The sequence below is a fragment of the Flavobacterium frigidum genome, assembly GCF_048286795.2.
This window is the reverse complement of sequence record NZ_JBLVPT020000008.1, coordinates 94675-108676: the sequence shown is the minus strand read 5'-3', so window position 1 is coordinate 108676 and position 14002 is coordinate 94675. Positions and strand designations below refer to the sequence as shown.

Here is a 14002-nt window from a genome sequence, read left to right as displayed (position 1 = left end):
TAGTTATTATTAAAATTAAGCGGCAGGATTGTTTTTTTTGACTTAAACTAAAAAGGTATCTGGTTATAATTGGTCATTAAATTCTATAAATTGCTTTTTTATTTTAGAAATGTAATTAAAAAACAGGTTAAATATCAGGTATGTATTCAAAAAAAAAAACAGGGACTTATCTAATTTGTGTGTTCTTCTTTTTAATGTTAACTCTTCCGGCTTCATTTCAGATTTTTAGGGGTGTGCTATTAATGATAATTCTATTTCTTACGGTACAAAATATTTCTTCAACTGCTTTCCGATATGATAAAACAATATTAATTATAGGGTTAATAAATATATTTTTTTCATTTTTGTTTATTTTAAATGGTTTTGTTAGATCAACTCCTGGAGCAATTAGGGTAAGTACTGTTTTTCTGATCTGGCCGATTTTATATTTTTATTTTATAGGATTATCCGACAAAGTTTTAACACTGCGCCCAATCTTAAATACTATTATTTACGGAGGTCTTGGTTCAGTTGCTTTGATTTTAATTTTTGTACTTAATAATTTTTTGGGATTTCCAATCGATATTTCTTACTTAGTTAAATCTCAGGATTTTGGATTTTATTGGGGCTCAGGTGCTGTTGAAATGAATTCAATGAATCTAGCTACAGTATTATATGTTTTTGTATTCATTCTGACTATACTGCTAATGCCTTCAAAATTAAATTTTTTAAATTTTAAAAAACATACAATTGTTTTTACATTTTTAATATCTACAATTTTGCTATTTATTTCAGCAAGAAGGGCATTTTGGGTTGTGTGTGCTATTAGCCCTGTAATTATCTTTGCTTTATTAAAATTGTCTAAAATAAATTTGAGAATTAAACGATTTATTATACCGGCAATATTGTTTTTTTCTATAGTATTTGTTTTCGTTGGATACCTAGCTCTGGATAATGATAATTTAATTATAGAACTTAAATCATCATTCGAGTTTGACAACCCAGAGGCAGAGTCTAATTTTATCAGAAAGGAACAATATGATGCTTTGATTAATGGCTGGGAAGAAAATCGGTTTTTTGGTGCTGGTTTGGGTGCTTCTGCAAAAGGAAGTATTAGAGATGTAGATGCGCCTTGGGCCTATGAATTATCTTATGTTGCGCTATTGTTTCAAACAGGAATTGTTGGTGTCATTATATATTTAAGTTCAGTTTTATGGATAATCTATAAATCTATAATTATTTGTAGAAAAAATAGTTATTATGTTTTCTATTTGTTACCGCAAATTGCTGCGTTGATTTGTTTTTTGTTAGCTAATGCCACAAATCCATATTTAGCAAAATTTGATTATTTATGGACTATATTTTTACCTCTAGCGACTATAAATGCTATAAAATTAGATTCAAATAAATTTAATGCAATTGAAAATTAATGAGAAAAATAGTTTTTTTTACTAAATATACTTCTAAAGGCCCTAGTAGCAGATATAGAACCTACCAATATAAATTTTTTTTTGATGAGCATTTCGAAACAGAATATCTACCCTTTTTTGATGACAACTACATTGATAAAATTTTCAGCAATAAGACGGTAAGTACACTTCAGTTAATTAAGTTTTCCATAAAAAGAATTGTTCAGATATTAAATTTAATAGGGAGTAAGGATTTAATCGTAATTGAATACGAGCTTATACCTTACTTTCCTGCCGTGTTTGAATATCTATTCAAAATATCGGGAGTTAAATATGTACTTGATTTTGATGATGCTATTTTTCATAATTACGATAATAGTAAAAATAAATTAGTTACATTTTTATTAGGGAGCAAAATTAACATTATTTCAAAAAATGCAGCACATATTATTACGGGGAGTCCCTACTTAACTCAGTTTTTAACTCAGTTTAATGAAAATATTACAGAAATACCTACAAGTGTTGATGTTGAAAAATATAGTAAAAACAAAGAATACATCAAAAATGATAAAGTAGTAATTGGTTGGTTAGGATCCACTACTACTTCAAAAAATTTATTAATTCTCACAAGTGTTATCAATAGTTTAAAAAAGACATTTCCAGAAATTGTTTTTCGTTTTTGTGGATTTAACGATTTATTATTAAAGCATTTTAATAGTGAAAATGTGGAATTTATTAAATGGAGTGAGTTAAATGAAATTAAATTTTTGAATGAAATAGATATTGGAATAATGCCGCTTGAAGATAATTTGTTTAATAGGGGTAAATGTGGTTTTAAGTTAATTCAATATATGGCTATAGGTAAGCCCACTATTTCTTCACCACTCGAAACCAATATTAAAATAAACAGAAATAATAAAAATTTATTTGCAACGACACCTCATGAATGGCATGATGCTTTGCAAAGCATGATTGTTGATTATGAAAAATATAGAGATATTGGTTTAGCAAACATAGATATCATTAAGAAACATTATTCTGTGGAAGTAAACTCAAAGGTATATATTAAATTATTTAAATCAGTTATGTAATGTGTGGCATTAATGGTATTATAAGTTCTAAACAAAATAAACAATTAGTCAATGATCTTTCGAAAATGAATGATTTAATCATTCATAGAGGTCCTGATGATGATGGTTTTTTTAATTATGAAGATCGTATTTTGATGGCAATGCGAAGGCTTTCTATTATTGATTTGAGCAGTGGTAAACAACCCATTTCTAATGACGAGGGTACGATAACGATTGTTTTTAATGGAGAAATTTATAATTATATTGAGTTGCGTAAAAAGCTAATTTCCAAGGGAGTTTCTTTTAAAACGAATTCTGATACAGAAGTAGTTTTAAGAATGTATGAGTTTTACGGGATAGATTTTTTGAATGAGTTGGATGGAATGTTTGTATTTAGTATTTATGATAAAACTGTAAATAAGGTCATAATTGCTAGAGATTTTTTTGGCGAGAAACCCCTTTTTTATACTAAAAGCAACGACACTTTTATGTGGGCATCGGAGTTAAAATCGATTATTAAAGCATTACCAACAAAACCAAATATTAACACAACGAGTTTGAATCTTTTTTTGCAATTAACGTATATCCCTGCACCATATACAATTTATGAAAACATACATAAATTAGAGGCAAATCATTATCTCGAATTTGATTGTACGGGTTTTAGTTTCAAAATTCATGAAATTGGACATGAATTTAAAACCTATCCAAAACTTTCAAAACCTGAGGTTACAAAAATTACACATGATTTAGTCCAAGAAAGCGTAGTTTCCAGATCAATTTCTGATGTGTCTTTAGGAACGTTTCTTTCAGGCGGTGTTGATTCTTCGATTGTTTCTTTGTGTTTAGCACAACAATCGGCGACTAAAATCGAGACTTTTTCGATAGGTTTTGATGAAAAATCTTTTGATGAAACAGATAAATCTAGAACTGTGGCCAAACTTATCAACAGTAATCATCATGAATTTATTATTTCTGAGAAAGATTTAACAAAAAACATTGATGAAATTATTCTAAATTTTGATGAGCCATTTGCTGATTCTTCGGCTTTGGCGAGTTATGTAGTTGCGAGCAAAACCAAAGAATATGTAACAGTAGCTCTCACTGGTGATGGTGGTGATGAAGTTTTTGGAGGTTACAATAAGTACTACATGGGGAAATTGAATGAGAAATACACAGACTTGATTCCTCATTCTTTGCATAATAAATTAACTTCAAGTTTTGGTAATTTACTCAAGACTAAAGATGACAAGAGAGGTAATCGATTTAAAATGAATCGATTGTTGGAAGCAATAAATTATGATGGGGATTTTTATTTCAATATTATTTCGTTAGGATTCAATGATAATGAAGTCGGAGAATTTTTAAAAGAAAACTATTATAAAGAAAATCCATTATCTTACTTCAAGGAAAAAATTGGAAATCAGAATAAATCCTTAACGAATTTTAGAAATATTGACCGCATATTAAGTCTGGAAGGAGATATGTTGGTTAAAGTTGACAGAACCAGCATGTTGGCTTCTTTAGAATGTCGGGCTCCCTTTTTGAATAAAGAGATTTGGAATTTTACAAGTCAACTACCCGAAGATTTTTTAATAAAGGGTTGGGATAAAAAACACATTTTAAAAGAATCATTTAAAAGATACTTTCCAAAAGATTTCCTGAATAAATCAAAGAAAGGCTTTGGTGTTCCTGTTGGTGATTGGTTGAGATCAAATTTAAAAAATGAATTACTTTCCTATATTGATAAATCGTTTATTGAAAATCAAAATATTTTTTATTTTGAAACGGTTTCAAATTTAGTAAATAATCATCTGCAGGGTAAAATTGATAATACTTTCAGAGTTTGGACATTTTATTGTTTTCAAAAATGGTATAAGCAAACTTATGAAAAATAAAAACAAACTTATTCGCATTACCACCGTTCCAGTTTCATTAAAAACTTTATTGAAAGGACAGCATCAGTTTATGTCAAAACATTATGAAGTTATTGGAATTTCATCTGAAGGGAAAGAGTTGAGAGATGTTCAAAATCTGGAGGGTATTCGTGTGATTCCTTTACATATGACCCGAATCATTTCTCCGTTAAAAGATTTAAAATCATTATGGGAATTATTTAAAATTCTTAAAAAAGAAAGGCCATTAATTGTGCACTCCCATACTCCAAAGGCTGGGGTTGTTGCGATGTTAGCTGCAAAGTTAGCAGGAGTACCATGTCGTTTGCATACGGTTGCGGGTTTGCCATTGATGGAAGCAACAGGTGTTAAAAGAAAATTATTAGATTTTGTAGAACAACTAACGTATAAGTGTTCAACAAAAGTGTTTCCTAATTCGAATGGGTTGTGTGATTTTATTTTAAAGAATAATTTCACGAAAAAGGAGAAATTAAAAGTGATTTCAAATGGTAGTTCTAATGGAATTAATACTAGCTATTTTGATCCAAAGTTGTTTTCTGATAATGATATAAAGACATCACAAACCAATTTAGGGATTACTCTAGAAGATTTTGTTTTTATTTTTGTGGGACGTATTGTAGCTGATAAAGGAATTAATGAGTTAATACTTGCTTTTAAAAAACTCTCGTTAAAAGTGGATAATGTAAAATTGCTTTTAGTAGGTCCTTTAGAATCAGATCTAGATCCATTAACACCAGAAACGCTACAAGTAATTGTTGACAATAAAAATATTATTTCTGTAGGTTATCAAAACGACGTCAGATCCTATTTTGCGATTTCAGACGCATTGGTTTTTCCAAGTTATAGGGAAGGTTTTCCTAATGTTGTGATGCAAGCTGGAGCGATGGGATTACCATGTATTGTAACCAATATTAATGGATGTAATGAGATTGTAATAGAAGGGAAAAACGGAACTATTATTCCTGTAAAAGATAGTGATGCGATTTTTAAGGCTATGCTAAAAATAGTCTCTAATGATGCTTATAGAATTCATTTGCAAAAAAAAGCTAGACCAATGATTGTTTCACGATATGAGCAACGAATAGTTTGGGAGGCGATTTTGGCGGAATATAAAAGTTTGGAACAGAATGTATAATTTTTTTTTAAAAAGAGTAATTGATTTTAGTTGTGCCATAATGGGATTGCTGCTATTAAGCCCTTTATTTATCATTGCAACTATCGGCTTGTATTTTGCTAATCAAGGCAAACCTTTTTTCTTTCAATCTCGTCCAGGTAAAGAAGAGCGTATTTTTAAAATCATCAAGTTTAAAACTATGAATGATAAAAAGGATGGAACTGGTAAACTACTGTCAGACGGGGAACGACTTACAAAAATTGGAACATTCGTTCGAAAAACATCTTTAGATGAAATTCCTCAATTGCTCAATATAGTAAAAGGCGATATGAGTTTAATAGGACCACGTCCTTTGTTACCGGAATATTTGCCACTGTATGATGATGTACAAAAAAGACGTCATGAAGTAAAACCAGGCATAACAGGTTGGGCACAAGTAAATGGGAGGAATACAATTTCTTGGCAACAAAAGTTTGAATATGATGTTTGGTATGTAGAAAATTTAAATTTTTTTTTAGATATTAAGATATTATTTTTGACTGTAAAAAAAGTATTTAAGTCGGAGGGTATAAATGCTAAGGGATCAGTAACAACCGAAGTTTTTAAAGGGAATTAATATGTATTTATTTGGAGGAAATGGTCATTGTAAAGTAATCGTTGATATTATTAAAAAATCAAAGGAGTATCCAATTGAAGGAGTGTTTGATGATAATCCTAAATTTAATATGATTTTGGATATACCAGTTTTTAAAACTAAAGCTTTAGATTTTTTTATAGACAAGCAATTAATTATATCAATTGGGAATAATAAAATCAGAAAAAAAATTTCTAAAAAAATTTCTGCACTATATGTAAAAGCAATTCATCCTAATGCGATAGTTTCATACGATGTAAATATTAATGAAGGTACCGTTATCATGGCTGGAGTAATTTTGAATGCTTCAGTAAACATAGGAAAGCATTGTATTGTAAATACGGGAGCTGTAATTGACCATGATTGTACTATAAATGATTTTGTTCATATTTCCCCAAAGGCGTCTCTAGCAGGAAATGTCTTTGTAGGAGAAGGAACTCAAATAGGAATAGGAGCTTGCATTATACAAGGCATTAAAATAGGTAAATGGGTTACAATAGGTGCAGGAACTATAATTATAAATGATGTGCCTGATTTTGCAGTTGTCGTAGGTAATCCAGGTAAAATAATAAAATATAATTTAATAGAAAATGATTAACGCAAAAATATGGCTTTCCTCACCCCACATGGGCGGCAACGAGCAAAACTATGTAAACGAGGCTTTTGACACCAACTGGGTAGCACCCTTGGGTCCTAATGTAAATGGTTTAGAACAAGATTTAGAATCGTATCTAGGACAAGATGCTGCTGTTGGAGCTCTAAGTTCTGGGACAGCGGCAATTCATTTGGGTTTAGTTTTGTTAGGGGTACAAGCAGGGGACGTAGTTTTGTGTCAAAGCATGACTTTTTCGGCATCAGCAAATCCTATTTTGTACCAAGGCGCTATACCTGTTTTTATTGATAGTGAATCACAAACTTGGAACTTGTGTCCCGTAGCTTTAGAGCAAGCTATAGTAAGTGAAATAGCCAAAGGCAAAAAACCAAAAGTGATAATCGCCGTTCATTTGTATGGGGTTCCGTATCAAATTGAGGCAGTTCGAGCAGTAGCCGATGCCTACCAAATCCCAATTCTAGAGGATAGTGCGGAGGCTTTAGGGAGTTCCTACAAAGGACAAAAGTGCGGTACTTTTGGGGATATTGGGGTATTGTCTTTTAACGGGAACAAAATTATTACTACTTCTGGTGGTGGGGCTATTGTTACTCGTACGAAGGAGTTGAAAGATAGAGCTTTGTTTTTTGCGACTCAATCCAGAGACAACGCTCCTCATTACCAACACAGTGAAATAGGGTATAATTATAGAATGAGTAATATTTGTGCTGGTATCGGCCGCGGTCAAATGGAAGTTTTAGACGACCATGTGGCGCTGCGCAGAAAAATGAATGCTTTTTATGTTGATTTATTCAGTGATATTGAAGCAGTAACCGTTTTTACGGTGCCTAACAGTGATTATTTTGCTAATTACTGGTTGAGTGCCATTGTGGTAGAACCCAATGCAGTGCAAGGAATTAATCGAGAAGTCTTGCGATTGGCTTTTGAAGCAGCCAATATTGAATGCCGTCCTTTGTGGAAACCGATGCATTTACAGCCTATTTTTGAGAAGTACACATACTATGGCACCACAGTTGCTGAAACCTTATTTGAAAATGGGTTGTGTCTTCCTTCAGGATCTAATCTTACGGATGTCGAGAGGGAAAGAATAGCGGTTGTAGTTCGAGATTTTTTTTGCAAACATAAATAAAATAAAATTTCAAATAGTACGGCGGGCAAAGCTCATCATTATTTTTTAACCAAATGAATATAGAAAAAACTTTTATACAAGATTTAGTACTGATTTCCCCTAGTGTTTTTGAAGATGCAAGAGGTTATTTTTTTGAGGCGTATAACAAAAGTAAATTTAGTGATTTAGGTATTAGTATCGATTTTGTGCAAGACAATCAGTCTTTTTCACAAAAAGGGACGCTACGTGGTTTACATTATCAAAATCCTCCTTTTGCTCAAACCAAACTCGTGCGGGTGCTACAAGGCGAAATCATAGATGTAGCCGTTGATTTACGTAAAGATTCGCCTACCTTTGGGAAGCATTTTTCTGTTTTGCTATCGGCTGAGAATAAAAAACAGTTGCTCGTTCCACAAGGATTTGCTCATGGTTTTTCAGTACTTAGCGAAACCGCTGTGGTGCTATACAAATGTGATCAATATTACAATAAAGAGAGCGAAGGCGGCATCCGATTTGATGATCCTACTTTGGCTATTGACTGGCAGTTGCGTCCTGATGAAGTTATTGTTTCTGAAAAGGATTTGGTATTACCTAGTTTTAATGCTATCGATTGGGAGTTTTAGATGGTGAGGAGTGAAGAGTATGAACTGAGGAGTGAGGTGTTAGGAGTGATAGGTTCGCAAAAAACAAGGAAAGAATATCTTGGTTGTTGATTTAGCCCGAACATAGTACTCCTGAAATTTTCTGCTAAGAATTAAAATATTTTTAGCTAATAAATAAAATAAATTTTAATTGAATTATGGAAGAAGATATTCGATGGAAACAACGTTTTGAGAATTATCTTAAAGCACTAGGACAGTTGCAGAAATTTATAGCGAAGGGTAATTTGAATGAACTAGAAGAGCAGGGACTTATTCAAGCTTTTGAATTTACACACGAATTGGCATGGAATGTAATGAAGGATTATTTTGAATACCAAGGAAATACAACTATAACCGGATCTCGAGATGCAACTCGAGAAGCATTTCAGAAAGGATTGATTCAGGACGGGGCACAATGGATGGAAATGATAAAAAGTAGAAACCAATCTACACATACGTATAACGAAAGTATAGCAAACGAGATTAGAGATAGGATATTGAATTATTATTACGATTTGTTTGTTTCTTTTAAAGACAAAATGGAAGCATTTTAGCATGATACAATTTGGCTTAAAAAAAGAGGATATAGACAAAATAAATTCAGTCTTTGCTATATATAATGATATTGATAGCGTGATCATTTATGGCTCTAGAGCGAAAGGAAATTTTAAAGTAGGTTCTGATATTGATTTAACTATTATCGAGAATTCAATATCTTTTCCAAAGTTTTTGGAAATAGAGAATGCATTAGATGATTTATTATTGCCTTACAAAATAGATTTGTCCCTAAAACGAAAAATAACCAATATTGATTTGATTTCGCATATTGACAGAGTTGGAAAATGGTTTTACAAAAGAGACATAGTTTAGGTTGCCGATTGGTTTTGGGTTTGAAATTTTCGTTTTGTCTCAACCTTAAGGAAGTAGACAATTGTCAACTTGTTTTGTTTCTCGACTACGCTCAATTTTAGGGTTTACTGCTGTAATTAGGCATACAAGAATAAGTGCTTTTTTTAGTTTTTTTTAAAACAGATACATTAGTGTTGCGCAGTACGTATGGTTTTATTTTGTATTGAACGCAATATGGAACTATTTTTGTTAGATGCAATGAACAATAACTTATTGTTTTGTATTGTCTATCGAACAAAAATGAATATTTTTGTATTGTGAACAAAGCAATATGGAAGAGTTAGTTGAGAAATTTCGTTTTAAATTAAGCCGTACTTCAACGGATTTCGTTAGGAGTTTAGGGAGCGATATTAATTGGAACGCACGATTAATAGGAATCAAAGGGGCAAGAGGTGTTGGGAAAACTACAATGCTCTTGCAGCATATTAAAATGAATCTGACGAAGGTGTTAGATAAGACGTTGTATGTGTCTTTGGATTCTATTTGGTTTACCAATAACACACTGGTCGATTTAGCGGATGATTTTGTAAAAAAAGGAGGGGAGTATCTTTTCTTAGATGAGGTACATAGATATGACAACTGGTCGCAGGAGTTGAAAAATATCTATGACGATTACCCGATGCTAAAAGTCGTGTTTACAGGGTCTTCTTTGTTGCAAATATTGAACGCTAGAGCTGATTTGAGTCGCAGGGCAATTACTTATACTATGCAAGGGCTTTCGTTTCGAGAATATCTTAGTATTGAAACTGGACAACATTTTGACAGATTGACTTTAGAATCTATTTTGAGTAATCACGCAAAAGAAGCGACTTTGATTAATGCCAAGGTAAAACCTTTGTACTATTTTGATAGGTATATCAAGCAAGGGTACTATCCTTTTTATAAAGAAGAATTAGATTTGTACGTACCTCGTTTGGAAGCGGTTATTAATATGATGCTTGAAATTGAGTTGCCTTTGTTGCGAGGTTTAGATTTGGCTTATGTTCATAAAATAAAGCAATTATTGCTTATTATTTCCGAATCAGTACCTTTTATCCCTAATGTGAGTAAATTGAGTGAAAAAATTGGAATTGCCAGAAGTACTTTGCTCTTGTATTTTCATTATTTGGCTGAAATTGGTCTTACTATCAACTTGTTTAAAGAGTCTGGTGGTATTAGTAAACTACAGAAACCGCTTAAAGTGTATTTGGAAAACTCAAATTTGATGTATGCTTTAACTTCGAGTGCTGCTAATACTGGGAATATAAGAGAAACATTTTTCGCAAATCAGCTCGGGTATACTCATAAAATAATGTATTCTGACAAAGGTGATTTTTTGATAAATGCGAAGTACGTTTTCGAAATAGGCGGAAAAGATAAATCCAGAAAACAAATTGAAGGTATTGAAAACGCTTTCATCGCAGCCGACGATATTGAGTATGGTTTTCAAAACAAAATTCCCTTGTGGTTGTTTGGTTTTTTGTATTAATACGTGAGTGGTGAGAAGTTAGGAGTGAGAAGTTTAGAAGTGACGCTTGAAAAATGAAAAGATTAAAAAGATAAATGAATAAAATATTAGTCACAGGAGCGAAAGGACAATTGGGTTCTGAATTACAGGTGTTGTCAAAAGACTACAGTCAGTTTGAATGGGTTTTTACGGATAGGGAGGAATTGGATTTGTGTGATCTAGAACAATTAGCATTTGAAGTAGCTAGAATTAATCCACAATTTATTATTAATTGCGCTGCTCACACTGCTGTTGATCGTGCAGAAACAGAATTGGAGTTGTCGGATATTTTGAACCATCAAGCTGTTGCAGTACTGGCAAAATGGAGTCAGAATAACAACTGTAAACTGCTGCATGTTTCTACCGATTATGTTTTTGACGGTACCGCAGCCATTGCATTGACGGAGACTGCTGCAACAAATCCTATCAATGTTTATGGGGTGACCAAATTAGCTGGTGAAAAGGCTTGTTTAGAAGAAAATCCAGATTCAATTATAATCAGGACTTCTTGGGTGTATTCTAGTTTTGGTGCTAATTTTGTAAAAACGATGTCGAAGCTGATGCAAGAAAGAGCTACTTTGAACGTTGTTAATGATCAAATAGGTTCTCCTACGTATGCAGCCGATTTGGCACAAGCGATTGTGACGATTATAAATCATGCTAATTGGCAGCCAGGAATATATCATTTTTCGAATGAAGGGGAAATCAGTTGGTACGAATTTGCTTTAGCTATTCAGGAAATTGGTGGTTTTGATTGTGAAATTAGCGGAATTCCAGCTTCGGATTATCCAACTCCAGCTCAACGTCCGGAGTATTCTTTATTGGATAAAAGTAAAATTAAAGCTAGTTTTGGAGTACTTGTTCCAGATTATAAGGAAAGTTTAAGGAAATGTATGGGGTTGCTTAAATGATTTTTTTTAAATTTTTTACCCCAGCCCTAAAGGGAGAAATTTAAAAAAAATTGAGTGTTTTAATTACATAATTTAAAATGAAGAAGAATCCGTTCAAACCTGATGATATGTGGAAAGGTGCTAGTCCTAAGATATTTTCTAATGCAAAAGATTTAAGAGATAAAGCCACAAAAGCAGAAGAGAGCATGTGGTTGGAGTTGAGAAATAATAACTTAGAAGGATATAAATTTAGAAGGCAACATCCGTTGAATATCTATATTGCAGATTTTTATTGTCATAAATTAAAACTAGTTATTGAAATAGATGGTGGTTACCATCAAACAGCTGAACAAAAGGTGTTAGATGCTACAAGAACTGCTGCGATTGAATTTCAGGGATTAAAAGTCATTCGATTTACTAATGAAGAAGTTATGCAGGATATCAAAAATGTTCTCAATAAGTTAAAAGAATATATAGAATTAGAAGAATTATGATATGTATGATAGTTGTCTTGCTTCTTTTTTGCTCCCTTTAGGATAGGAGAAAACAAAAAAGAATAGACAATATAAACTAATTTGTAAAATTTGTTTTAATTCCAAAAACTAAAAATAAATGAAAAAAATACTAATCACCGGTGGGGCCGGTTTTATTGGGTCACACGTTGTAAGGCTTTTTGTGAAGAAGTATCCGCAGTATCAGATATTTAATTTGGATGCGCTGACATATGCTGGGAATCTAGAAAATATTGTTGATATCGAAAAAGCGCCTAACTATACTTTTATTAAAGGGGATATAGTGGACGCCGATTTTATTGATGCGTTGTTTGCTAAGCATCAATTTGATGGCGTATTGCATTTGGCCGCAGAATCTCATGTAGATCGTTCTATCACAGATCCGTTGGCTTTTGTGAAAACGAATGTTATTGGTACGATGAATTTGTTGAATGCAGCCAAAACCATTTGGAAAGATAGCATGGAAGGCAAGCGATTCTATCACATCAGTACCGATGAAGTGTATGGAAGTTTGGGTGCCGAAGGATTGTTTACAGAGACTACGGCTTATGACCCCAACTCTCCGTATTCTGCCTCAAAAGCGAGTTCAGATCATTTTGTACGTGCCTACGGCGAAACCTATGGCTTGCCGTATGTACTGACCAACTGCTCTAATAACTACGGACCTTTTCACTTTCCAGAAAAATTGATTCCGTTGTTTATTAATAATATTATTCAAAATAAACCTTTACCCGTTTATGGTGATGGGAAATATACGCGTGATTGGTTATTTGTAGAAGATCATGCTGTAGCCATTGATCTGGTTTTTCACGGAGGAAAAAACCACGATACGTATAATATTGGAGGTTTTAACGAATGGCAGAACATTGATTTAGTTAAATTGCTTTGCAAAATAATGGATGACAAGTTAGGAAGAGCAACTGGAACATCAGAACAATTGATTGCTTATGTAAAAGACCGTCCCGGACATGATTTGCGCTATGCCATTGACGCAAGTAAGATAAATAAAGAGTTGGGATGGAAGCCCTCGGTTACTTTTGAGCAGGGATTAGAACGAACCGTAAATTGGTATTTAGAAAATCAGACTTGGTTGAATAATATTACAAGTGGGGAGTATTCGAATTATTACGAGAAACAGTATAATTAGATTAATGGGCGTGATTCGTGAACCGTGAATCGTGAACCGTGAAATGTTTAAGGTGAATTGGTATTACTGGATTATGTTGTATACATTGTAACTGTGTAAAATGTGAGCAACCGTAGTTTGAAAACCAATACAAATTTGTGGACTTATACAATATCTAAATGTTAAATAAGAATTGATTCGAATTGCGCATTTCGAATTTCTAATCACGAAATAAATAATGAAAGACCATAAAGATTTAGATGTTTGGAAACAAGCGATGGTTTTAGTAGAGGATATTTATCTACTTACTAAAAACTTTCCTGCAGAGGAGCGGTATGGTTTATCAAGTCAAATGAAGCGCGCTGCTGTGTCTATACCGAGTAATATAGCTGAAGGTGCAGGACGGAAAGGGGATAGGGAATTTATACAATTTCTATATATAGCACTTGGCTCGATAGCAGAGTTAGAAACTCAGGTAATTTTGTCTCAACGATTACAATTTGTTGATTCAGTAGAAGAATACATAAAAAAGATGGAGAAAATAAAGCAAATGTTATCAGGGTTAATTAGGTTCGTTAAAAATAGAAGTGAAGCGTGA

At 32.7% G+C, this 14002-nt stretch carries 15 protein-coding genes; all 15 read left to right on the top strand.

The window, feature by feature from the left end:
- Window positions 1-140 precede the first annotated feature (140 nt).
- The 15 genes from ACNQGB_RS10080 to ACNQGB_RS10010 all read left to right on the top strand — a co-directional run bounded on the left by ACNQGB_RS10080 (window position 141) and on the right by ACNQGB_RS10010 (window position 14002).
- Window positions 141-1409 (top strand): O-antigen ligase family protein, encoded by a 1269-nt coding sequence (locus ACNQGB_RS10080; RefSeq protein ID WP_417945852.1) that lies wholly within the window; start codon window positions 141-143, stop codon window positions 1407-1409.
- Entirely contained in the window at window positions 1409-2479 is a 1071-nt protein-coding gene (locus ACNQGB_RS10075; RefSeq protein WP_417945853.1) for a glycosyltransferase family 4 protein, read from the top strand. The genes ACNQGB_RS10080 and ACNQGB_RS10075 overlap by 1 nt, the downstream gene beginning before the upstream one ends.
- Window positions 2479-4356 (top strand): asparagine synthase (glutamine-hydrolyzing), encoded by a 1878-nt coding sequence (asnB, locus tag ACNQGB_RS10070; protein ID WP_417945854.1) that lies wholly within the window; start codon window positions 2479-2481, stop codon window positions 4354-4356. Before ACNQGB_RS10075 ends, asnB begins: the two co-directional genes overlap by 1 nt.
- Complete coding sequence (locus ACNQGB_RS10065) at window positions 4346-5509, top strand: glycosyltransferase family 4 protein (RefSeq protein WP_417945855.1); 1164 nt, start codon at window positions 4346-4348, stop codon at window positions 5507-5509. Before asnB ends, ACNQGB_RS10065 begins: the two co-directional genes overlap by 11 nt.
- Complete coding sequence (locus tag ACNQGB_RS10060; protein WP_417945857.1) at window positions 5502-6104, top strand: sugar transferase; 603 nt, start codon at window positions 5502-5504, stop codon at window positions 6102-6104. Before ACNQGB_RS10065 ends, ACNQGB_RS10060 begins: the two co-directional genes overlap by 8 nt.
- 1 nt (window position 6105) lies before the next feature.
- Window positions 6106-6720, top strand: a complete 615-nt coding sequence (locus ACNQGB_RS10055; RefSeq protein ID WP_417945859.1) for an acetyltransferase — start codon at window positions 6106-6108, stop codon at window positions 6718-6720.
- Complete coding sequence (locus ACNQGB_RS10050) at window positions 6713-7861, top strand: DegT/DnrJ/EryC1/StrS family aminotransferase (RefSeq protein WP_417945861.1); 1149 nt, start codon at window positions 6713-6715, stop codon at window positions 7859-7861. The genes ACNQGB_RS10055 and ACNQGB_RS10050 overlap by 8 nt, the downstream gene beginning before the upstream one ends.
- A gap of 53 nt (window positions 7862-7914) precedes the next feature.
- Window positions 7915-8463: a dTDP-4-dehydrorhamnose 3,5-epimerase gene (rfbC, locus tag ACNQGB_RS10045; RefSeq protein WP_417945863.1), complete on the top strand. Its 549-nt coding sequence runs from the start codon at window positions 7915-7917 to the stop codon at window positions 8461-8463.
- Between the two features lie 176 nt (window positions 8464-8639).
- Window positions 8640-9035 (top strand): nucleotidyltransferase substrate binding protein, encoded by a 396-nt coding sequence (locus ACNQGB_RS10040; RefSeq protein WP_417945865.1) that lies wholly within the window; start codon window positions 8640-8642, stop codon window positions 9033-9035.
- A gap of 1 nt (window position 9036) precedes the next feature.
- On the top strand, window positions 9037-9351 hold the full coding sequence (locus ACNQGB_RS10035; RefSeq protein ID WP_417945867.1) for a nucleotidyltransferase domain-containing protein: 315 nt from the start codon (window positions 9037-9039) through the stop codon (window positions 9349-9351).
- Between the two features lie 310 nt (window positions 9352-9661).
- Window positions 9662-10858 (top strand): ATP-binding protein, encoded by a 1197-nt coding sequence (locus ACNQGB_RS10030; RefSeq protein ID WP_309755982.1) that lies wholly within the window; start codon window positions 9662-9664, stop codon window positions 10856-10858.
- Window positions 10859-10932: 74 nt separating this feature from the next.
- The gene (rfbD, locus tag ACNQGB_RS10025) at window positions 10933-11787 is read left to right on the top strand and encodes a dTDP-4-dehydrorhamnose reductase (RefSeq protein ID WP_417945869.1); all 855 of its coding nucleotides are present in this window, start codon (window positions 10933-10935) and stop codon (window positions 11785-11787) included.
- A gap of 77 nt (window positions 11788-11864) precedes the next feature.
- A complete protein-coding gene (locus tag ACNQGB_RS10020; RefSeq protein ID WP_417945870.1) occupies window positions 11865-12260 on the top strand; it encodes an endonuclease domain-containing protein in 396 nt (131 codons plus the stop codon).
- Between the two features lie 118 nt (window positions 12261-12378).
- A complete protein-coding gene (gene rfbB, locus ACNQGB_RS10015) occupies window positions 12379-13425 on the top strand; it encodes a dTDP-glucose 4,6-dehydratase (RefSeq protein WP_417945871.1) in 1047 nt (348 codons plus the stop codon).
- A gap of 217 nt (window positions 13426-13642) precedes the next feature.
- Window positions 13643-14002, top strand: coding sequence for a four helix bundle protein (locus tag ACNQGB_RS10010; RefSeq protein ID WP_417945873.1), 360 nt, complete (start codon window positions 13643-13645; stop codon window positions 14000-14002).